This is a genomic window from Blautia coccoides, from assembly GCF_034355335.1.
Classification (GTDB): Bacteria; Bacillota; Clostridia; order Lachnospirales; family Lachnospiraceae; genus Blautia; species Blautia producta.
The window spans coordinates 3,417,661-3,439,020 of the sequence record NZ_CP136422.1 but is presented as its reverse complement, the minus strand read 5'-3'; the positions used below and the strand labels follow the sequence as shown (position 1 = coordinate 3,439,020).

The following is a 21,360-nucleotide window of genomic DNA, read 5'->3' as shown; positions in this document are numbered from 1 at the left end:
TTGAAAAAACAAGGAGGAAAATAATATGCAGGAAGTAATTAAAGTCGAACAGTTGGCAAAATCCTACGGGAAACTGCGCGCAGTGGAACATATAAGCCTGGCGGTTGACCGGGGTATGGTTTTTGGCCTGCTTGGAGCCAATGGCGCGGGAAAATCCACAACAATTGAATGCATCTTGGGAACAAAGAGAGCCGACACAGGTACTGTCCGTATTTTGGGAGCAGACCCTGTGCAAAACCGAAAAGAACTTTTTGAAAAAGTAGGCGTGCAGTTCCAGGAAAGCAGTTATCAGGAGCAGATCACAGTGGCGGAGCTTTGCCGGGTGACTGCCTCATTGTACAAAAAATCTGCGGATCCCTTTGCTTTGCTTGCCCAATTTGGAATTGCAGATAAGAAGAAAAATCTTGTCAAAGACTTATCTGGAGGGCAGAGACAGCGTCTGTTCATTGTTCTTGCGCTGATACCCGGTCCGGAAGTTGTTTTTTTGGATGAACTGACTACCGGATTGGATGCGAAAGCGCGCAGGGAGGTATGGAAAATACTCTCGGACTTAAAAAGAAAAGGTCTGACAATTTTTCTGACCTCACATTTTATGGATGAAGTGGAGGTATTATGTGATCGTATCTGCATTTTAAGAAAAGGAAAAATTGTTTTTTGCGGTACCGTTTCAGAGGCTATAGAAAAAAGTCCTTATGAAAAATTTGAGGATGCTTATCTTTGGTATACAGACGAGGAGGATAAAGCCAATGAAAACATTTAGAACCATGTTGAAAACAGAACTGAAGCTTTCACTGCGGGGAATGGATATGTTCATATTCGCTCTCTGTGTTCCCGTGGTGGTATTAGTTATTATGGGAATCATCTACGGAGGGAAGCCGGCCTATGAAGGGGCGGAATATACTTTTCTGGAACAGGCTTTTGGTGCAGTCACCACAATATCTATTTGTGCCGGCGGGGTCATGGGACTGCCTCTTGTCGTCTCTGATTACCGCAGTAAAAAGATATTGAAGCGCTACAAAGTCACCCCGGTCAGTCCGGTAATGATATTATTTGTGCAGGTGGTCATCTATACCTTATATGCAGCCGTATCCTTTTTACTTCTGTATCTTACAGCGGCACTTTTCTTCGGCTATCAGTTCCACGGATCAGCGTTTGATTTTCTGGCAGGTTATCTTCTGGTGCTGGTATCCATGTTCAGTATAGGCATGATGGTGGGAGGCATAGCGCCCAACACAAAAACAGCGGGTGTGATCGCAAGTATCCTGTATTTCCCCATGCTGATCTTTTCCGGTGCGACACTTCCCTACGAGATCATGCCTGCGGCCATGCAGAGGGCGGCAAATATTCTGCCTCTGACACAGGGGATAAAATTACTGAAAGCTGCTTCCCTGGGGCAAAGTACGGAAAATGTGATGGTTTCTGTCATCATTATGATCGTGATCGCCGTACTCTGTACAGGGATAGCTTTTCGATACTTTAAATGGGAATAATGTGGTCCTGCATCACCAAGTGTTAATAGATTTTGCCCGTTGACTGTGATACAATAAAAGATATCAGAAATGCAGCGTATACAGGAAAAACGGAATGCCGTCTGACGGCAGGATGTTACAATACTACAAAACAGGAGGCAGTATGGTGGGAGAACCTTTGCACTTTGAGACACGTGATGCGTTCAGAGACTGGCTGAAAAACAATTCTGTGACCAGCGATGGGGTCTGGCTGTTATTTGGAAAGACAAAAGAATTAGTGACTGTAAAAGCTGGAGAAGCGCTGGAAGAGGCCCTCTGCTTTGGCTGGATCGATGGTCTGATGAAACGCATAGACGATAAATCCTATATGAAATATTTTTCCGCGCGCAGAAGTAACAGCAAGTGGTCAGAGAAAAATAAGGCATTGGCAGAGCGCCTGGAAAAATGCGGTCTGATGACAGATCTCGGCAGAGAGAAGATTGAGGAGGCGAAGAAAAACGGGCAGTGGGACAGTTCAGGGGGAAAAACGGTTGTGACAGAAGAGCAGATAGAATACGTGGCGGATTTGCTGAAAGATAATGAACTGGCGTATGCGAATTTCCTTAAGATGTCTCCGTCTGTCAAAAGAACCTACACCAGGGCATATTTGGATGCAAAGACTGACGCCGGGCGTACAAAGCGTTTGGCATGGATGACTGAGCGGTTGGAAAAAAAATTAAAACCTATGTAAATCTGCCGCGGCACTTATTTATTCACAACCGGTCAGAAGACAGAATTTAATGAACTGTAAGTTGAAATTAAAGAGGATTCTGTTGTTTTTAAAGATTTAAAACTTGACATAGAATAGAGGTGCTCAAAATGGAATTCAGAAAGATATTTGATACCATACCGGAACAGTTTGACCAGTACAGGCCTCGTTACAGCACAGAGCTGTTTTCCGAATTGATTGAATATGCTCATATAGGTCCAAATAAGTCGGTTTTGGAAATAGGGCCAGGTACGGGACAGGCCACTTCCCCTATACTACAGACAGGATGCGATTACCACGCGATTGAACTCGGTGAGCATTTAACTCAAATGATGAAGCAGAAATACGGTCATTATTCCAATTTTGAAATTATCAATGATGACTTTGTCACCTATGATTTTGCAGAACAAAAATTCGATATGATCTATTCCGCTGCGGCGATCCAATGGATTCCTGAAGAAACCGCGTTCTCTAAAACGCTAAAGCTGCTGAACCCGGGAGGAATCTTAGCCATGATGTTTACTGAGGGAGATTATAAAGCTCCCAATGAAGCCCTGTATAACAGAATTCAGAAAGTGTATGACGAACATTTCAAACCGGATATCAAATATGAGCAGGGCGGGTTTCAATATGAAAATGCAATAAAATACGGATATGTGGACTGGAAAAGACGTGAATATTATGGAAAGAGGGAACTTACTGCCGAAGAATATGTCGGTCTTTGCGGAACCCATTGTGATCACATTGTTATTCCCAATCCACATAAGACTGAGTTTTTTAACGGCCTTTATTGTGCTGTTAAGGAAGCCGGGAACAAGATCATTTTCAATGATACCTATGTGCTGATAACCGTCAAAAAGCCGGAATAGAATGGCTGGATTTACCCATCTATAAAGGGGTTCCGGTATAACAGGTCATGTGCCGGGAGACTGCAGGATAGGGCAGGAATCATGTGAGGAGAATACGAAAGATTGGAGGAAGCGTGTATGATATACACCTTGGAGTACATTTCGCCGGTTGGGCGGATCATGATAGGGGCGAAAGAGGACGCTTTGGCCGGACTTTGGATCGAGAATCAAAAATATTATCTTGGCTCAGTGAAAGAGGAAATGGAAAAATGTCAGGATTTGCCGGTTCTGATACAGGCAAAAAAATGGCTGGACCGTTATTTCGCCGGGGAAAGGCCAAAAATCAGAGAATTGAAGCTGGCTCCTTCGGGCAGTGAATTTCAAAAGAAGGTATGGAAACTACTGATGGAGATTCCATATGGTCAGGTCACTACCTACGGAGAGTTATCCCGTAGAATAGCCCGGGAACAAGGCATTGAGAGAATGTCAGCGCAGGCTGTGGGGGGAGCTGTAGGGCACAATCCCATCTCCATAATCATCCCCTGCCATCGTGTAGTGGGATCAAACGGCAGTCTGACAGGATATGCCGGCGGTATTGAGAAAAAAATAGCATTACTGGAACATGAGGGCGTTTCCATGGAAAAATTCTTTGTGCCAAAGAAGGGAACTGCTCTCTAAAAAGGGAAGGGAGGAAAAGGTATGTCGATAGCGATCGTATGGTCAAGTGCCAATGAAGATGGATTGACGGCGTCAGCTAAGGGGGCTATAGCTGAAGGAATACGGGAAAACGGTGCTGATGTGGAAGAGATTTATCTGAATCATCTGAATCTGGAACACTGCCGTGCGTGTGGAAACGGCTGGGGTGCCTGTCGTTCCAAAGGGGTGTGTGTTATTGAAGATGATTTTGAGAAGACTTATGGGAAGCTGGCAGATGCAGAGGGAATTGTATGGATCACTGCTGTCTACTGGCATGATACCACAGAGGCCATGAAAGCATTTACCGACCGGCTTAGAAGATGCGAGACAGGGCATAATGGTTATTTGAACCAGAAAAGATGCTTTCTGATCGCTTGTGCAGGAGGAACCGGGCTGGGGGCTGTGGAATGTCTTCATAATATGGAGGAAGCGCTGAAGCATATGGGTATGCGGGCTTATGACCGTGTTCCGGTGATTCGTTTTAACAAAGACTATATGCTGCCTGCACTGCGGGAGGCAGGAAGATTATACAGCAGGCGGCTTGTGGATGGGTTTGATATGAAATATTAGTGAGGACAGAACTGCCGGAACCAGGAGGACAAGCCTGTAGGTTCCGGCAGTTATTTTATTGATCAAATATTTGTTTTAAGAATCCGTAACCTTCTGTATCAAGAAGATCATCGGGAATGAAACGTACGGAGGCGCTGTTGATGCAGTAGCGCAGTCCTCCAAGTTCAGCCGGCCCGTCGGGAAAGACGTGGCCGAGATGCGAATCACCTGCCCGGCTTCTTACTTCTGTGCGTTTCATATTAAAAGTGGAGTCTGTTTTTTCAGTCACAACCTCTGGTATGATCGTCTTTGAAAAGCTTGGCCACCCACATCCGGAATCAAATTTATCTTCTGAGCTGAACAGCGGTTCTCCTGTGACTACATCCACATAGATCCCTTTTTCAAAATTATCTGCGTATTCATTGCTGTAAGGGCGTTCTGTATCACTGTTCTGTGTCACCTGGTACTGGATATCAGTGAGCCTTTCCTCTAATTCTTTCTCATCCGGCATCAGGTAATTCTCCGGCTTGATCTGATCAGAGAGTGTGTTCGTGCCAAGTCCTTCCTCCTCAATAAAATCATCGGCTTCTTTTAGATTGATGTGGCAGTAGCCATCGGAATTTTTATCCAGGTAGTCCTGATGATAATCTTCGGCCAGATAGAAATGATCCAAAGGCAGAACTTCCGTTACAATCTCTTCTTTAAATTTTTCTTTCTGTTCCTGAACTGCTGTTTCCGCAGCCGTCTTATCCTTTTCATCGACATAGTAAATTCCGGAGCGGTACTGGCTGCCGCTGTCACTTCCCTGTCTGTTGAAGCTTGTGGGGTCAACCACCTTAAAGAACCCGTCTAATATCTGTTTGGTCGTGATTTGAGAAGTGTCATACACAACCTTAACAGTCTCCGCATGTCCGGTGTTTTCATTACATACCTGCTCGTAGGTGGGATTTTCTGTATTTCCGTTTGCATAGCCCACATCCGTGTCATATACTCCGGGAAGCTTCTTCATGTAAGCTTCCAATCCCCAGAAACAACCTCCGGCCAGATAAATCGTATGTGCGTTTTCCTTGTTCCTCATAGTTTCCTCCTTTTTTCGGATAGACTGCCTGCGCCTATGGACTTCAGCCAATATTTTTTCATAGGATCCTCTTCTTTCTTTTCAGCACGACCGGGAACAGGTTTACAGGTGGGTTTCTTAATATTTAATATAAACCTTTTCTACGGAAAAAACCATAGTATCGCATATTTTACTTTTGCTGTTCGCTGTCAGGTGCACTGTCAAGTCTCTTTTTACAATGGGGACAGTAGTTTGAAAACCAGATGCGCATCCCATAACGCTTTCCGCACTTTGGACAGCACCATAAATTACTGTTCGTATAGGCCGGCATCAGAAAGTATCCGATCAATAAGAATAATAATGACAGTACGGCATCCTTTTGCAGATAGAAGAGCACGGCCGTTATTGCCGCATAAAAAAGGATAAAAACACGGAACATCTTTAATTTCCGCAAAGTCATTGTAAGATGTGCTCTTTTCTTCTCCTGCAGCAGTCCGAACGCAAAGATACCATCAAATAAAAGTGTCAGAACAATATAGTGCTTGATTGTAATGACAGGGCTATAGATGGATGGCTCCCGGATCACTGCTATAAGAAGCCAGATAAAAAACTGAAATAAGGTAAAGTAAAGGGTTTTCCGAAGTATTTCCAGCATTTTTTCTTCCTTTCTTTTTTACGCAGTATATCAGATGTACATCAAGTCCATATGAAAGGAGGAGAAAATTTTTGTTAAATGGTATTTTTACCTGCCGTAACGTGCTGCTGAGTACGGAGTGAGCAGCATCTGGAGATCAGTGTTTAGCCGTTAAATTCCTGTTTCCTGTTGCAAAAGAGGGGGACATCCTTTATTATACTGCCCTTCATTTTGGGAATACTTTGCACCATACTGATGCACGACGAAAACAGATATGATATGATGAAACAACTCTGGATTGTGCCTGTCAGTAAAATGGGATACTTTTTCAGCAAATTCGTTATTGTTTTGGTTTACGCCATTTGCTTTATGCTGATCACGGCTGTCGCATCTGTTTTGTTCAGCGTACTTTCCGGATATGTGATATTTGACTGGGAAAGCGTTTCTTTCTTACTGGAAAGATGCTTAGAGACAGCTCTTTTGGCGGCGCTTGCGATCCTGCCGATCTTGGCGGCTGCTGCATCGCAAAAGGGATATATCTTGCCTGTTTGTACTTTATTGGTCTATATATTTTTTGGCTTTTTTATCATGTCAGTCAATATGTATCTACATCCCTTATCCGGTATAGCTGTGATCATAGCAAGGGATGGGGAAATACCGGGGCTTGCATTGATGCAGGCGGCTCACGTTCCCTTGGCACTTCTTTGTTTTTGTGTTTGGGATGTTGCTGCGGTAATACTTGCAAAGATTACATTAAGAAGAAAGTGAGGCAGAAGGATGAAAATACTAATATGGGCGGAATGTAAAAAGCTTCGCCGCTCCAACATTGTTTTCCTCACCGTATTTGCGGTGGTCATGATAGCCGTCATACTTTTTATAGGCGGAAAAAGTATTGACAGTGGTTTTCAGGGCATGGATAACCCAGGCTGGTATATGATCATGGCTCAGCCATGGGCAACCTTGTTTGTCCTTCCAGCAGTCATTGCTCTTTTGGGAAGTTATATGATATGCAGGGAGGAACAGGAAGATACCGTAAATCTGCTCAGGCTTATTCCTGTCAGTGAAACAAAATTAGCGGTTGCAAAAATGATCGTTACTTTTGTTTTCAGCATACTTATTTACCTGCTGCTTTTTGCTTTGACATTTTTAACAGAAGCAGTCCTGCATGTTCATGAGCTGACGGTGGAAATGGTATTAGGTTTTCTAAAATCATATTTTTTAGAGGGAGTGTGCGTTTTTTTAGCCATTTCCCCCATCATTGCGCTGGTTTCGTATAAGAAAAAGAACTATTGGCTGGCGTTGGTATTAGCGGAAATGTACTCTTTTGCCGGCATGTTTATGAGTATGTCAAATGCGCTGAGAACATTTTATCCTATTTCAGCAGTGCTGGGGGTTTCCGGATACTATGAAACGACTGCCGGAAATAGGCTGGAAAGTATGATGGTCCTGCTGTTCTGTGGCTGTCTTTCCGCCTTTATATTGAAAAGGCTGAAATATAACGAAAAATAAGAAGATTCCCAAAGTATACTGACCTGATCTGTCACGTTCTTTTTTGTTATCTTTATGAAATCTTTAGAAAAATATAGAAATATATATAATTGACTCATAGATAGGCAAATATTATAATGAGACATACAAATTACCTGCATAAGACAGATCAGGAAAGGATTTACTAAAATGGACAGAAGAAAAGCATTAGTTCTGGGGCGAAGCTGCCTTGCAATCTTGAAAGTGGAATTGTTTTTTAAACTTGTCTCTGTTTTGATATTGAGGCCGTTTCTAAACTGGGTTTTTACTACCTGGGTTCTGGGGGATACGCCTGCATTTAACGAAGTCATGTTTCTCAGTGTACTGTCACCTGTCAGGCTGATACTTACGGTGGTGCTTTTTCTGGCAGCCGCGCTGTGGTGCTGCTATGAGATTAGCTGTCTTCTCCACGCAGTATACCGGTGCCAAAAGGGAGAATGGCCCCGCCTGGAGGAGATTTTATGCAGCTCGGCAGAGGGACTGAAAGGTATGAAGCATATTTCCGTCCTTTTGGCGGCAGTCTATTTTGTACTGTTTCTTCCTTTGGTACATGCGGGATACTTAAATTCCCTTGTTTCCCGTGTTGAGATTCCCAGATTTGTGCTGGGCGAACTGCAGAAGACCAATCTGGGGACACTGGGCGTTCTGGCTGTTCGGACCGGATACACAGTCCTCTTTCTGGCTTTGGCGCTGGTGCCCATCGCTATGTTTTTTAAAAACATGAATTTCACTAGGGCAGTAAAACAAAATTTTTACTGGTTCCGTCAGATCCACCGGAAGGATAAAATGAAAATTTGGGGGGCTTTTCTTCTGTGGATTGCGGCAGAGGGCAGTTTTGTGTACCTTTTTCAGGCAAAACTGATCCAGAGTCAGGATTTTAATATTTCGGTGCTGAAATACTTTGTCCGTTCCCAGTCATTTCGTGTGGGATTTCTGTATTGGATAGTACTCACTCTGCTTGAGTGTGTGGCAATGGCACTTGTCTATCTGCTGATGTTTCAAATCCTGGACAAATACCAGGAACTGCCCGTTCCTTCGGAGATAAAAAATATCAAGGCTTTAAAGCGAACCACCGAGATGGTTGCGGGCGGGGGAAGAGTTCTCGCCAGGAGAGGGAAAAGGTTCTGGATTTCCAGAAAGCATAAAAAACTCTGGGCAGGGCTTGTCATTTTGCTGATCGCAGTGGCAGCAGACGGATATTTTAGTGAAACACCACTGGTTCATCAGCCATGGGCCATCGGGCACAGGGGATGCCTCTATGAGCCGGAGAACACCATTGCAGCAGTGGAGAGAGCCGACAGTTTTGGGGCTGACTATGCGGAAATAGATGTAAAGCTTTCAAAAGACGGAATTCCCATGGTGATCCATGACGATAGTCTGCGAAGACTTGCCGGTATTTCTGATAAGGTGGAGAACATGACGGCCGCACAGCTCGAGGAGCTGACGATTACCTCCAATGGAAAGCAGGGAAAAATACCAACATTTGAGGACATGATCCAGGCAGTTCAACACATGGAGAATAAGATTGGACTGCTGGTGGAGTTTAAACCATCAGCGGACAATAAAAAAGAACTCATCAGCAAAGTGATTGAGATCGTGGAAAAATACAGTGCCCAAGAGCAGTGTATATTCATGTCCATTGATTACGAAAGCGTTTCTCTGCTAAAGGAGCAGCGCCCGGATTGGTGGGTGGGTTACTGTATTTACGGCAGTACCGGAAAGTTTGAGGAGGCTGTCTGGAATTATAAGATTGATTTCCTCGCGGTGGAAGAAGGGGTTGCCAGCAGGCGCTTCATGGAACGTGCGCGAGACAGCCTGATTCCTGTGTATATCTGGACATCCAACAATTTTGATGATATGGCAAATTATCTTCAGAGAGGGGCATCCGGTATTATCACAGACATGCCGGATCTGGCCAGAACAGAGATTGATGAATATTTGAAAAAAAATAAAGAATATTTTATGTACGAGGGGGAAGGGTATCCTGTTCAGTAGGAACCTAAAACACCTGCAGGTATAGTAGTGAGAAACTGATATGGAAAGCATATATACTGAAGGGGCATCCGGCAGTACAGCAGTATAAGACGGATTAACTGCAGATTGGAAAAGGGAAAAGAGAAAGGAGCAGATCATGAATGCGGAGAACAAAATTCTGCTGGTTGACGATGAAAAGGATATTGTTGAGCTGATGGAAGAGGTGCTGCAAAAAGAAGGATTTCACTCAATCCAAAAAGCCTGTACCGGCGGGGAGGCACTGCAGATCTGCCGGGACTTTCAGCCCAATGTGATCGTGCTGGATATTATGCTTCCCGATATTGACGGACTGGAAGTCTGCAGACAGATTCGTGAGTTCTCTTATTGCTCCATCCTGTTCCTGTCCTCAAAGAATGACGATGTTGATAAAATACTGGGCCTTGCCTGCGGCGGTGACGATTATATAACTAAGCCGTTCAGTCCCCGTGAAGTAGTATACCGCATAAAGGCCCAGCTTCGCCGCCAGCAATACACGATGGCTATTCCATCAGATGAAACAGAAGGATTGACTGTGGGGCCACTTTTTGTTGATAAAGAGAGCTGCCGGGTTTATAAAGAGGGGCAGGAGATCGGATTGACCGGCCGTGAATATCTTCTGCTCGTCTATCTGATGGAGAATGCGGATAAGATCATCAGCAAAGAGCGTCTCTATGAGCAGGTGTGGGGAGAATACAGCAGTATATGCGATAATACCATTATGGTGCACATCCGGCATTTGCGGGAAAAGATTGAAAATACCCCCTCTCATCCGCAGCAGCTCATCACAGTGAAAGGGCTGGGCTATAAGCTCAAAAAGAGGATTGACTAAATGAAGCGTTCAGGCTATCGCACCATATTCCATATATACCTGATTTTTTTTATATCTCTGCTGGGCGCTGTTCTGTTGGCAGGCTGTCTGTTCTTTTTGACCATTACTGTTCAAATGCCGGATGGCAGGCTTGTTAGAAGTGACTGGCCGAAGGATTTTACAGAGAGCTTCAGAGAAGAGATCATTTTTGCAGACAGTACGCCACAGATCAAACAGACGGGAATGGAGTCTTTGCAAGAGAATCGGATAGGGATTCAGCTTTTGGACCCTTCCGGCCGTGAGGTGTTCAGCTATCAGGAGCCGGAGCAAGCCAAAGCTGTATATTCCGGCGCAGAATTACTGCGGATCGCTGAGACAGGGAAGCTGGAGGCGGGAGAAGCTGCTGCCTTTGCGGGAACGGTATCTAATTCCGGGAATGAGTATGCCTATATCCTGTTTTTTCCTGTGGATGTGCCAAAAGTCACAATGTATGTGAACGGGAAACGGTTTGCAAGCGGCAAAACGATCATTTTACATATCCTTTCAGTGCTACTCTTACTTGTACTTGTTTCAGGGGTGCTCTATGGCCTTTTTACCACAAAGGCAATAAAACGGCTGATAAGTGCTGTTGGGGAAATCGCTGCCCGCAATTATCTCCCTGTTCAAGAACACGGCGTATTCCAGGATCTGTATGAGAGTCTGAACGGACTGGATGCGGAGATCCGGGCCGGAGATCAACTGCGGCAGCAGACAGAAAAAATGCGGGAGGAATGGATCGCCAATATCACCCATGATCTGAAGACGCCTCTTTCCCCTGTCAAAGGGTATGCTGAGATTCTCTATGAAGCTGACGAAAAAAGTGAAGAACAATACAGGCGTTATGGGCAGATCATACTGAAAAATGCGGCTTACATGGAAACGTTGATAGATGATCTGAAGCTGACCTATCAACTGGATAACAAAATGCTTCCTGTAAACCTTGAGGAGCAGAATATAGTCCGTTTCCTGAAAGAACTGGTGATCGACATTTTGAACACGCCGGAATATGAAAACAGAACAGTCCATTTTGAAAGCTCAGCGGACACCATTTCCTTTCAGTTTGACCAAAGGCTTTTTACGAGAGCCTTTCGTAATCTGATCATCAATGCCATTGTGCACGGGGAAAAAAATTCGGAAGTTACCCTTAGTGTGTCAGAATCTGACACGGTACTAAAGGTTCTTGTGGCTGATAATGGAAAAGGTATGAAACCGGAAACTGTGGAACACCTTTTTGACCGTTACTATCGAGGAACCGACACCGGACAAAAAACAGAGGGGAGCGGTTTGGGACTGGCCATCGCCAAAGGGATCATTGAACTGCACAGAGGTACCATCTTCGTTTCCAGTGTCCCTTCTGTGGGAACTGCCTTTCAAATGGAATTTCCCCTTCGTTAAGGTTAATTAAGGCTGCCTGAAAATTAGATTAAGGTTGGCAGGTTATCATGATTTAGTGATAGCCGTCAGCCTTTTTTTGATTTCAGGAGGTGATAAAGTGAAGAGGTTGATGCTGTGTCAGGTGCAACACTTACCAGTGACACCGTTTTAAAAGCGATCGAAAACGCATTAGAGGGTTCTGAAAAGTAGTCCTATAGAAAGTGGGTGTTTATTTGAAAATTATATTAAAGTACATGGTAACGAATGTCAAAGAGAGAAAGACTCGAACGGCTGTCATGCTGCTGTCTATTTTGCTGTCTGCCGCTTTACTGTTTGTATCCTTTTCCATAGGCGCGTCATACGAAAGCGCACAGCGCAAAATGGCGCGGGGTATGGCAGGCAGTGCGACGCTCTCTGTGACCAGATCAGATGGAGGAATCAAGGACGGCATTCTGCCGGAATTATCCTCAATCCATGCCAGCGTTGGAATGGTGGAGGGAACAGCACTTTATAGTGAAAATGGTTATTATGAGACCATTGACTTAATTGCGGCGGATCTTAGGAAGCTTTCCAAGATCAATCCTCCACGCTTGGTAAATGGCGGTGATATCTCAGATTTTTCCGGCAGTCAAGTGATCTTACCGGATCGTTTTACTTCCAAATATGGGATTAAAAAGGGGGATACCATTACACTGCAGGTTGGGGAAACACCAATTTCTTTTACAGTTGCGGAAATCGCTGCGTATGATACGGTTTTTCTTCGTCATACAAGAGGCGCAACTGCCCTTGTGCCTCTTTCCACGCTGTCCGGATTATTGGATCAGACAGAGGGCTATACGGAGATATTAGTGGAACCTGCCGAAGGGGTAACCACTGCTGAGCTAAAAAATGAGTTGGCAGCCATGCTTCCCTCGGAGGAATATCAGGTTTCGGAAGTGATAAACGAAGCGCAGATCGAGGCAGATGCAAGACAGAAATCCATGCCCTTTTTCCTGATCAGTTTTTTCTCACTGACCATGAGTGTCTTTATTATTTACGGAAGTTATAAAGTGATCACGTTAGACCGTCTCCCGGTGATAGGCACTTTCCGAAGCATTGGCGCAACGCAGAAAGCCGTGACAGGAATCCTTCTGCTGGAAAGTATGCTGTATGGTGTTATAGGAGGCCTGATCGGCATTCCTGCCGGCATATTGGTCTTGAAATTGATCCTGCGGGGGATGGGAGAATCTATTTCGCAGGGGATAGAGATTCCCGTGGTGATTTCTCCGTTCAGTATTCTTTTATCCTTTGCAGCGGCAGTGACTGTGTCCTTACTCTCTGCATGGCTTCCTGTGCGTCGGGCAAGCCGTCTGCCCATCAAAGATGTGGTACTTGGAAGTGTGGAGGAAAGAACTGTCCCCCGGCGTTTTATCGTGATGGGCGGTGTGATCCTTTTTGCTGTTTCCATGATCCTTCCAAAGCTGGCATCGGGAAAGATGCTCTATCCGGCAGGGGGATTTTCCCTTTTGGGACTGATCACTGCCACGATCCTGATGGTTCCGCTGCTGACAAATCTGATCTGTTGGGGACTGGAATATCTCTTGGGGGCAGTTCTGGGAAATGAGGGCAGGCTTGCTGCCCGGAATATGCGGGACAATAAAAATGTAGGGCAGAATATTACGCTGCTGTTCATCAGCATTTCCGCAGTGATAGCCATTACTGTTGTGGGAAACTTTGTGACTACTTATGTGGGCGATGTATTTCGGGATGCCGAGCTGCAGGGCTTCGCAGACGGATATATGGAGCCGCAGTTCGTGGAGCGGGTAAAGAATATGGAGGGGATAGAAAAAGTCCTTCCCCTGCATGTTTACAAAGATCAAATGCAGGCAGATGGCAGGACGCTGAGCCGCTTGGAGGCGACGGATGATTTGGATTGCTACAGTTCTATGATGGGGCTGCAATATACAGAAAAAGGGATGAAAGAACAGGCGGTTTCGGCTTTTGCCGGGCAGCGGGCTATTTTGTTAAGTGAGAGCTGTATGGAACGCATGGGCTTTTTAGCGGGAGATACCATATCTCTGACCGGTGATACGGGAGAAAACGAATATCGGATCGCAGGCAGTTTCAAATCAAGGGCTACAGACGTAGAAGCGGTGATCCCATCCTCTTACGCGGTGGTTGATTTTGGAGCATCTGCCTATGACTTCCTTGCATATACAGCCGCAGACCCTGAGGCTATTATGATACAGATCCGAAGCTTGTTTGGAGAGACAGCAAACTGGAGCCGGACCGTGGAGGAATTTAATGAGGATGCCCTGTCTACCGTAAGCGCCTTTTTACAGCCAATGCACAGTTTGACCTATTTCATCCTGCTGATGGCGGCAGTGGGTGTTATCAATAACCTGCTGATCAACTACATGCAGAAGCGGCGAAGCACAGCTATGTATAAATCTGTGGGGCTTTCCAACCGGCAAAATGTAAAAATGACCCTGATAGAGGGCTTCGTCTCTGGTCTGATCGGGGCAGTCATTGCTATTTTCGTTTCCTATATGGAAATAAAAACAATATTCCTTGTAGCAGGACCCAAAATCGCAATGGCACCCAAACTGGATGCGGTCACTTTTTTAACCGCCGGCGCTATGGGCGTGCTGGTAACACTGATAGGCTCTGTTGTTCCTATCATAAAGAGCCGCAGGATGAAGCTGGTGGAGGAGATTAAATTTGAATAATACAAGAAGACAGGAGGTCTTTTCAATGAAACAGGGAGTAGGAAATATTGCTGTTGAAGGAAAACATATCACAAAGGATTTTCGCCTCGGCGCCGAGACAACAAGGGTGTTAAAGGATATTTCGCTGCAGGTCATGCAGGGAGAGTTTGTGTCCGTCATGGGACCCTCCGGTTCCGGGAAAAGCACCCTGCTTTATATTCTGGGGGGACTGGATACGCCGACCAGAGGTCATGTTCTTTTGGACGGCATGGATATTTTTCGCTTCGGGGATGAAAAAATGAGCCGCATCCGGCGGCAGAAAATTGGCTTTGTATTCCAGTTTTACAACTTGATCCCCAACCTGAATGTGGAGGAAAATATCATGCTTCCGCTTCTTCTGGACGGGAAAAAGGCAGGCGGATACAAAAAGGAGCTTGACCGGATTTTAGAGGTTGTGGGTCTGTCTGACCGCCGCAGACATACGCCTCGTGAGTTATCAGGCGGTCAGCAGCAGCGTGTAGCCATAGCCCGCGCCCTGATAGGTAGCCCGGAAATCCTTTTTGCAGATGAGCCTACGGGAAATCTGGACAGCAGGACCGGGACTGAAATTATGGATCTGCTGCGGGAGATCAATAAAAACATCGGTCAGACGATCATTATGGTGACCCATTCACCGGAAGCCGCTAAGAGCAGCAGCCGCGTGATCACAGTAAAAGACGGTGTTATTGTTTGAGGGATAAATGGAGTTTGCATCAAAAAGGCAAGAGGTTTAGGATGCTTACAAAAGAGGACAAGAAAAGCGAGGATTCTATTTTCGAGATGCGATAAGATAGAAAGACAGGAGGCACTGTGATGGAGTGGTTAAAAAAATTAAGTGACGCAATTGATTACATTGAAAAGAATCTGGATGGGGAGATATCGTATGAGGAGGCTGCCCGTATTGCATGCTGTTCTGTCTATTATTTTCAGCGCATGTTTACTTACGTGGCCGGAATCACATTGGCTGAGTATATTCGCCGCCGCAGGATGACTCAGGCAGCTTTTGAACTGCAGAGGACAGAGACGAAAGTTGTGGATATTGCATTGAAATACGGTTATACTTCCCCCACATCTTTTAACCGGGCATTTCAAAAGGTTCACGGCATAAGCCCGAAGCAGGCAAAGATCAAGGGCTGCAGTCTGAATGTATACCCGGTTCTACGATTTTCAGTTACAGTTATGGGAGGAGAATCTATGACATATCGTATGGAACAAAAAGAAGAAATACGCATTGTAGGGATCCGCACACCAATGACGGAAGATATGGAAGAAAACCAGAAAAACATTCCTGGATTCTGGGAGAAATCCCTGAAAAGTGAGAATATCCGGAAAATCTGCCAATTATCTGACAGGGAGCCAAAGGGGGTGTTGGGCGTCAGTGTATACAAGGATCCACAGGATATATACTATTACATTGCCGTATCTACAGACAGTCCAGTGCCGGATGGAATGTATGAGTATACCATACCTGCCGCCACCTGGGTTATTTTCAAAAATGACGGGAGATTTAAGGAAAGTGTGCAGAGCATTTTCCGCCGGTTTTATACGGATTGGCTCCTGGTATCCGGTTATGAATATGCAGGTCTTCCGGATTTAGAGGTGTATCCGTTTCCTACAGGCAGTTTGGACGCCGGGTATTCTGAAGTCTGGATCGCAGTAAAAAAAGAAGGGGAGGGAAATGATGGAATATCAGATTGAAGTGAGGGAAATTGAACCTGTGCGCGTAGCTTTTATGAAATACAGAGGTATTGTCGCCAAGGCAAACAAAGTCTTTCCAAACGTATTCAAGTCAGTGCGGGGAAAGACAAACGGTGCTCCGTTTTTCAGTTATCAGTCAATGGATCCCAAAACCGGTTTTGGAGAATTGGAACTATGTGTGCCAACGGAAGAAATACCGGCTGGAAATGGGATAGAAGTAAAGGAAATGCCGCGGATAAAGGCGATATGCGTCACTCACAGAGGATCTTACGAGACCATTGAATTGGCCTATACCGCAATAGATGAATATGCGGCTGTGCATGAACTTCGGCTGGCGGCTCCGTTTCGGGAAGTGTTCATAAAAGGGCCGGGTATGATCTTTAAAGGAAATCCGGCACAATATATTACCGAAATCCAATTTCCGGTTATGGAGGGGTGAGCATGGACGCTATTTGTGTACAGGGGGTGACAAAGCAGTATAGAAACGGCGTACGGGCATTAAATGATTTCAGTCTGTCTGTGAAACACGGAGAAATCTTTTCTCTGCTGGGGCAAAATGGTGCCGGTAAATCTACGCTGATCCGGATACTTACCACCTATTTGAAGCCGGATTCGGGCAATATTACCATGCTTGGAAAAGAAATCGGCAGGGATGCGGCTGCCATACGGGCTAAAATTGCCTGTGTGGCACAGCAGACCTCCATCGATACGCATTTATCATTGACAGAAAACATGATGTTTCAGGGCCGGCTGTACAAAATACCAAAGGAGGATGCGAAAAGGAGGATGGAACACCTGATCAATGACTTCGGCCTGCAGCCGTTTCGGGATTATCCCGTAGCTTCTTATTCGGGTGGTGTGAAAAGGCGGCTTGACGTGGCACTCAACATGATGTCAGCCCCTCAGATTTTATTTCTGGATGAGCCGACTGTGGGCATGGATATTCAATCACGCATGACCATGTGGGATATGATGAAAAAAATCCGGGATGATTTTGGGACAACCATCTTTTTAACCACCCATTATCTAGAGGAAGCAAACAATCTGAGCAATACGGTATGTATAATGAAGGATGGTAAAGAAATCGTGCAGGGAACGCCGCAAGCATTGCGTACCTATATCAGGCAGGATACTCTGCAGATACATTTGCATTCTGCCGCCGTAGCTGGAAAGTGTCTGCGGCTTCTGCAGGAACAATTTCCGGCAGCAGAAGCTTTTACCAGAAATACATCGGTTGTTATCAATACAAAGGAAGGCGGCTCAGATATAAAATGGATCACACAGTGGCTATTGGACCAGGGAATCCCTTTTTGGGGAATAGAAATCACACAGCCTGCCCTGGAGGATGTATTTTTGAGACTGACAGCGGAAAAGAAGAGAGGGGATAAGAAATGAGCGTATGTACAATATTATACCGGAACATAAAGTGGCGGTTTCACAATCCCCTTACTCTCATAATTACTATTCTGCAGCCTGTTTTATGGCTTGCCCTTTATAGTACAGTGGCGGGACAGACAATGAAAGGCACAGGCATTGAAAATTATACGGCTTTTATTCTGCCCGGATTGATCGTACTTGTGAGTTTTTCTGTCTGCAGCAGCAGCGGAATCATGAATTATATGATGAAAACAGATGGCAGTTTTTATCGGATATTGATAGCGCCCGTAAGCCGGGTATCCATTGTGCTTGGTCAGATTTTGGAAGCGGTGCTTTGTACTTTTCTTGAAGTGGCTGTCATGGCAGCTCTCAGTCTGCTTTTTTCCGTCAGAGTTTTCCCTAATCCAAAGGGAATCATGATGATACTTATCTTAATATTTTTAACAGCATTTTTTATGTCCGGATTATCCTACAGTATCAGCCTGATCCTTCCCAACGAAGTCGTGTTTGAAATGGTAATGAATGCAATCGTTTTGCCTGTTTTTTTCCTCAGTTCCGCATTGTTTCCCACAGAAGCCCTGTCAGGTGTACTGAAAACAGCAGTCAGTTTAAATCCGTTTACCCATGTGATCAACGCCCTCCGCTCCGTCATCCTCAGCGGGAAGATGGAAATGCGAAGCCTGGTTTTCGTGTCAGTCCTCTTCCTCATCCTGGGAGCGGCGGGCTTTGGCTGTGCACTGCATAATCTGAAAAAGGAGATGCTCCTGTAGGATCATCTCCTTTTTCAGGGAGTATAAGGGGCAAAATTTGTAGTTTCCCGATATCGGGCGGCGATGGCATCCGTGATGGGAATCAGCCGGCAGTCCTCAAGGGTATAGATCTGGTCGCAAAGCTGCTCAATATCCTGAAAACGGTGTGAGGTCAGAAAAATGGTTTTCCCCTCTGCTTTTAACATACGGATAATGGCTTTGACATCCTCGTAGGTTTTATAGTCCAAAGCGTTGAAGGGTTCGTCCAGAACCAGGATATCCTGGTTCTCCATAATTGCCTGTGCCAGTCCCAGCTTTTGTTTCATGCCCAAAGAATAGTTGTCTGTCTTCGTGGTATTATCAGGGTCAAGGCCCACCTTGACCATAGCGTCTCGGATTTCACGGTCACCGATTTTTCCCTGAATGTCAGCAAGAAATTTTAAATTACGGAACCCGCTGTAGATGCCGATAAATCCCGGCGAGTTAATAAATACCCCTATATTTTCAGGAAAATCCATGCCGCCTTCTCCAAGCTGTTTTCCCCGCACGAATACGTTTCCCGCGTCCGGCCTTTCAAATCCGCATAATATCTTGAATAATACTGACTTTCCGCTTCCGTTGGCACCTATAAGCCCAACGGTTTTTCCTTGTTCCACGCACAGAGAAACATTTTTAATGATCTCATGTTTGCCGAAGCTTTTTGATATATTCTGAAGTTCAATATATGGTTTCACATTACATCCTCCTGATTCCATTATTTTTTATATCCATATTTCAATAACCATCCAAGCATAAGTACGAGTGCGAAGACCAGAATACCTATTGCGGTAAGGGCTGGAATTCCGGCTTCTGTTGCAAAAAGGCCAGTCCGGGCTGTGCAGGAAAGCCCCAGCGGGAGATATGCGGTACCCGGCACAGGTATCACACAGAGCAGATTTCCGGCAAGCAGCACCAGGAATCCCGCGGTGATCTGTCTGTACAGCAGGTATACGGCAAACATGATCAGGAACTGCAGCATTGTGTCAAGAAATTTCATAGTCAGGGCAAACAGCAGTATTTTTCCTGAAATTATGTGGATTCCCCCGCCAAAGACACAGGAACTTATGACTGCGCCCAGAAACCAAATGGCCGTGTACAGAAAAAGAAACTGCCCACAGACTGATAAGATACCACCCATCAGCTTTTTGCGGCTTTTTACGCGAGTCAGCAAAAAGAGAGATTTTCCGTTTACTGTCTGTTCTGTAAATACCGCCAGTAAATAAAGAGGCACGCCGTTTACGATCAGCATTTCAAGAAATGGAAGAATCTGAAAATAGCCTGTTCCATGTCCCGAAAATAAATAGTTTATCCATTCCTCGTCCGGTATAGAACCGGAAATTCTCAATCTTTTGTACAGGATAATGACTGCAGCAGCAATACACAGGATAAGGAAATTCCTGGACGTCATGAGCTGCCGGCGGTAGTACGGTGCGATTCCGTGATGTCTCTTCGGAAACGTGATATTGCCTCCCCGCCAAAAGCCCCTGACAGAAACCAGGATCACAGAAACCATTGCACATACCGTAAGGCAGGTGATCAGAAAACGATGTGGTGTACCTATGTTATGATGCAAAATCAACAGATGGTTTAACCCTGTAAAGGGTATATCCTGCAGGATTGGGGCTTTTATCCAAAAAGCTGCAAGCAGGTAAAGTACAATAATGATTCTGGCAACACATCTCCGCTTCCAAAAGTGACCCATCCAAAGGAACAGCCCAAACACCATCCATGTTCCAAAGAATTGATAGACAGAGCAGAGGAGAAACGCCTGCAGGGGAGATGAAAAGCAGTGCTGCAGGTATTCAAATAATTCCGCCTGTCCGCTGCTCCCTTTGATCCCCCACTGATTCCCGCTAAAAAGTCCAACTCCGGATGAGAGAACTGCCGCTGTCTGTACACAGAGCAGGACTGCGGCTATGACACCGAGGCCCAGCCATTTTTGTGAGAAATAGGCGTGGTAACTGCCAAACCTTGATATAGTAAGCGGGCTGTCATCCTCTATGAATGGAAAAACACTTAACAGTACAAGCGGCAGCATAAAGTAGGTCAGATAATAGTGGTCGGATACAGCAGATAGAAGGTACTGTTCAAAGCTCAGGGGAGAGTTTACCCGTTCGCTGAGGGAGAAGACCAGACATCCGAGAAACAGCACAAATGCCTTTCCGAATCCCCATATATGAACGTTTTTCCGTATCAGCGCTCTCATAACGGCCTCCTATACTGTGACGACGGTGTATTTCCTTACCTTTTTCAAGAAAAATACAGTGAGAAAAATGCCAGCAGCCAGCAATGCAGGCCCTGCAAAAAAGCTTCCGCCAGATACGGCATCACTGGAAATACAGGTTGGTTCAAAAGCCACAACCAGGCGGTACTGCGCCAGTTGGAGAATGGAGAGTACGAAATTTTCCAACATAACATAGACAAATGGCCCGGTCAGGATCACAAAAATATTCTTTAGATACATAGATAAGGCAAAACCTAAACTCATGACCAGGATACCAATAATTCCCTTCCAACAGGAGAGCAGAAGGGCGTAGAGAAGAGGGGTTTGCGTAAAAGCATTTAGAAATACATGGTCAAATGCAGCGTTGCCGGCTGAAGCATTTAAGGGAACAGGGGGATTGATGTACAGCGCACATAAGGCGGAAAGCAGGTAGGGAACAAATAGCATAAAAAACGCACTTAAAGCGTAGACCAGCCATTTTGCACCCAGATATTTTTTCGCCGGTACGCGGGGCAGTACATATAGAATAAAGTTGTTCCTTCGCTCGTAATACAGGTTCCAGCACAGGGGCATTACAACAAATAAAGGAAACAGCAGACTGAATATCTCGGTTCCGATTTCCCAGGCGTCCAGGTTGTACTGCAAAGTATAGCTTTTATATAGGGTAGTGGACAACACGCAGGCTGCTGTTGTCAAAAGAAATGCGGATGCAAGTACCGGCAGGCGGATTTTTTTCCACTCTGATTTTATAAGATTCCACATGGATTTCAGCTCCTTTCTGCAGC

23 protein-coding genes are annotated in these 21,360 nt (G+C 45.4%); 18 read left to right on the top strand and 5 right to left on the bottom strand.

Translation table 11 applies throughout. The annotated features are described in order from the left end of the window. Positions 1-25 precede the first annotated feature (25 nt). The 6 genes from BLCOC_RS15440 to BLCOC_RS15415 all read left to right on the top strand — a co-directional run bounded on the left by BLCOC_RS15440 (position 26) and on the right by BLCOC_RS15415 (position 4,331). On the top strand, positions 26-760 hold the full coding sequence (locus tag BLCOC_RS15440) for an ABC transporter ATP-binding protein (protein WP_029468858.1): 735 nt from the start codon (positions 26-28) through the stop codon (positions 758-760). After that, positions 747-1,490, top strand: coding sequence for an ABC transporter permease (locus BLCOC_RS15435; protein WP_115622689.1), 744 nt, complete (start codon positions 747-749; stop codon positions 1,488-1,490). The genes BLCOC_RS15440 and BLCOC_RS15435 overlap by 14 nt, the downstream gene beginning before the upstream one ends. A gap of 145 nt (positions 1,491-1,635) precedes the next feature. Then, complete coding sequence (locus BLCOC_RS15430; protein ID WP_115625413.1) at positions 1,636-2,199, top strand: YdeI/OmpD-associated family protein; 564 nt, start codon at positions 1,636-1,638, stop codon at positions 2,197-2,199. Positions 2,200-2,327: 128 nt separating this feature from the next. Continuing rightward, entirely contained in the window at positions 2,328-3,086 is a 759-nt protein-coding gene (locus BLCOC_RS15425) for a class I SAM-dependent methyltransferase (RefSeq protein ID WP_115622688.1), read from the top strand. Between the two features lie 117 nt (positions 3,087-3,203). Continuing rightward, on the top strand, positions 3,204-3,743 hold the full coding sequence (locus BLCOC_RS15420) for a methylated-DNA--[protein]-cysteine S-methyltransferase (RefSeq protein ID WP_115622687.1): 540 nt from the start codon (positions 3,204-3,206) through the stop codon (positions 3,741-3,743). 21 nt (positions 3,744-3,764) lie between these two features. Next, positions 3,765-4,331 carry a flavodoxin family protein gene (locus BLCOC_RS15415; RefSeq protein ID WP_029468862.1) on the top strand — a complete coding sequence of 189 codons (567 nt, stop codon included), beginning with the start codon at positions 3,765-3,767 and terminating at the stop codon, positions 4,329-4,331. Between the two features lie 55 nt (positions 4,332-4,386). Here the strand turns inward: BLCOC_RS15415 and msrB are convergent, their stop codons facing one another. Beyond that, positions 4,387-5,388 carry a peptide-methionine (R)-S-oxide reductase MsrB gene (gene msrB, locus BLCOC_RS15410; RefSeq protein WP_115622686.1) on the bottom strand — a complete coding sequence of 334 codons (1,002 nt, stop codon included), beginning with the start codon at positions 5,386-5,388 and terminating at the stop codon, positions 4,387-4,389. Between the two features lie 169 nt (positions 5,389-5,557). Continuing rightward, entirely contained in the window at positions 5,558-6,022 is a 465-nt protein-coding gene (locus tag BLCOC_RS15405; RefSeq protein WP_115622685.1) for a hypothetical protein, read from the bottom strand. Between the two features lie 234 nt (positions 6,023-6,256). Here BLCOC_RS15405 and BLCOC_RS15400 point away from each other — a divergent pair, with 234 nt between their 5' ends. The 12 genes from BLCOC_RS15400 (at position 6,257) to BLCOC_RS15350 (ending at position 18,333) form a co-directional block, all read left to right on the top strand. Then, positions 6,257-6,769, top strand: coding sequence for an ABC transporter permease (locus tag BLCOC_RS15400; RefSeq protein ID WP_331678488.1), 513 nt, complete (start codon positions 6,257-6,259; stop codon positions 6,767-6,769). A gap of 9 nt (positions 6,770-6,778) precedes the next feature. Then, positions 6,779-7,510 (top strand): ABC transporter permease, encoded by a 732-nt coding sequence (locus tag BLCOC_RS15395; protein ID WP_115622684.1) that lies wholly within the window; start codon positions 6,779-6,781, stop codon positions 7,508-7,510. Between the two features lie 168 nt (positions 7,511-7,678). Then, complete coding sequence (locus tag BLCOC_RS15390; RefSeq protein ID WP_115622683.1) at positions 7,679-9,523, top strand: glycerophosphodiester phosphodiesterase family protein; 1,845 nt, start codon at positions 7,679-7,681, stop codon at positions 9,521-9,523. A 136-nt stretch (positions 9,524-9,659) separates the two neighbouring features. Next, positions 9,660-10,370 carry a response regulator transcription factor gene (locus tag BLCOC_RS15385; RefSeq protein ID WP_029468872.1) on the top strand — a complete coding sequence of 237 codons (711 nt, stop codon included), beginning with the start codon at positions 9,660-9,662 and terminating at the stop codon, positions 10,368-10,370. After that, positions 10,371-11,783 (top strand): sensor histidine kinase, encoded by a 1,413-nt coding sequence (locus BLCOC_RS15380; RefSeq protein ID WP_115622682.1) that lies wholly within the window; start codon positions 10,371-10,373, stop codon positions 11,781-11,783. Positions 11,784-11,897: 114 nt separating this feature from the next. Further along, positions 11,898-11,972 carry an FMN-binding protein gene (locus BLCOC_RS27795; protein ID WP_081624885.1) on the top strand — a complete coding sequence of 25 codons (75 nt, stop codon included), beginning with the start codon at positions 11,898-11,900 and terminating at the stop codon, positions 11,970-11,972. A 32-nt stretch (positions 11,973-12,004) separates the two neighbouring features. Further along, positions 12,005-14,470: an ABC transporter permease gene (locus BLCOC_RS15375; protein WP_115625412.1), complete on the top strand. Its 2,466-nt coding sequence runs from the start codon at positions 12,005-12,007 to the stop codon at positions 14,468-14,470. A gap of 25 nt (positions 14,471-14,495) precedes the next feature. After that, positions 14,496-15,182 carry an ABC transporter ATP-binding protein gene (locus BLCOC_RS15370; protein WP_115622681.1) on the top strand — a complete coding sequence of 229 codons (687 nt, stop codon included), beginning with the start codon at positions 14,496-14,498 and terminating at the stop codon, positions 15,180-15,182. A 119-nt stretch (positions 15,183-15,301) separates the two neighbouring features. Next, complete coding sequence (locus BLCOC_RS15365; RefSeq protein ID WP_115622680.1) at positions 15,302-16,186, top strand: AraC family transcriptional regulator; 885 nt, start codon at positions 15,302-15,304, stop codon at positions 16,184-16,186. Next, positions 16,167-16,625: a GyrI-like domain-containing protein gene (locus tag BLCOC_RS15360; protein WP_330412036.1), complete on the top strand. Its 459-nt coding sequence runs from the start codon at positions 16,167-16,169 to the stop codon at positions 16,623-16,625. The genes BLCOC_RS15365 and BLCOC_RS15360 overlap by 20 nt, the downstream gene beginning before the upstream one ends. Positions 16,626-16,627: 2 nt before the next feature. Continuing rightward, positions 16,628-17,581, top strand: a complete 954-nt coding sequence (locus BLCOC_RS15355) for an ABC transporter ATP-binding protein (RefSeq protein WP_115622678.1) — start codon at positions 16,628-16,630, stop codon at positions 17,579-17,581. After that, complete coding sequence (locus BLCOC_RS15350) at positions 17,578-18,333, top strand: ABC transporter permease (RefSeq protein ID WP_115622677.1); 756 nt, start codon at positions 17,578-17,580, stop codon at positions 18,331-18,333. Before BLCOC_RS15355 ends, BLCOC_RS15350 begins: the two co-directional genes overlap by 4 nt. Positions 18,334-18,347: 14 nt before the next feature. Here the strand turns inward: BLCOC_RS15350 and BLCOC_RS15345 are convergent, their stop codons facing one another. The 3 genes from BLCOC_RS15345 to BLCOC_RS15335 are packed head-to-tail and all read right to left on the bottom strand — an operon-like array spanning position 18,348 to position 21,337. Further along, positions 18,348-19,046 (bottom strand): ABC transporter ATP-binding protein, encoded by a 699-nt coding sequence (locus tag BLCOC_RS15345; protein ID WP_018598114.1) that lies wholly within the window; start codon positions 19,044-19,046, stop codon positions 18,348-18,350. 20 nt (positions 19,047-19,066) lie between these two features. Then, positions 19,067-20,557: a hypothetical protein gene (locus tag BLCOC_RS15340; protein ID WP_115622676.1), complete on the bottom strand. Its 1,491-nt coding sequence runs from the start codon at positions 20,555-20,557 to the stop codon at positions 19,067-19,069. A 9-nt stretch (positions 20,558-20,566) separates the two neighbouring features. Beyond that, positions 20,567-21,337 carry a hypothetical protein gene (locus BLCOC_RS15335; protein ID WP_115625411.1) on the bottom strand — a complete coding sequence of 257 codons (771 nt, stop codon included), beginning with the start codon at positions 21,335-21,337 and terminating at the stop codon, positions 20,567-20,569. Positions 21,338-21,360 lie beyond the last annotated feature (23 nt).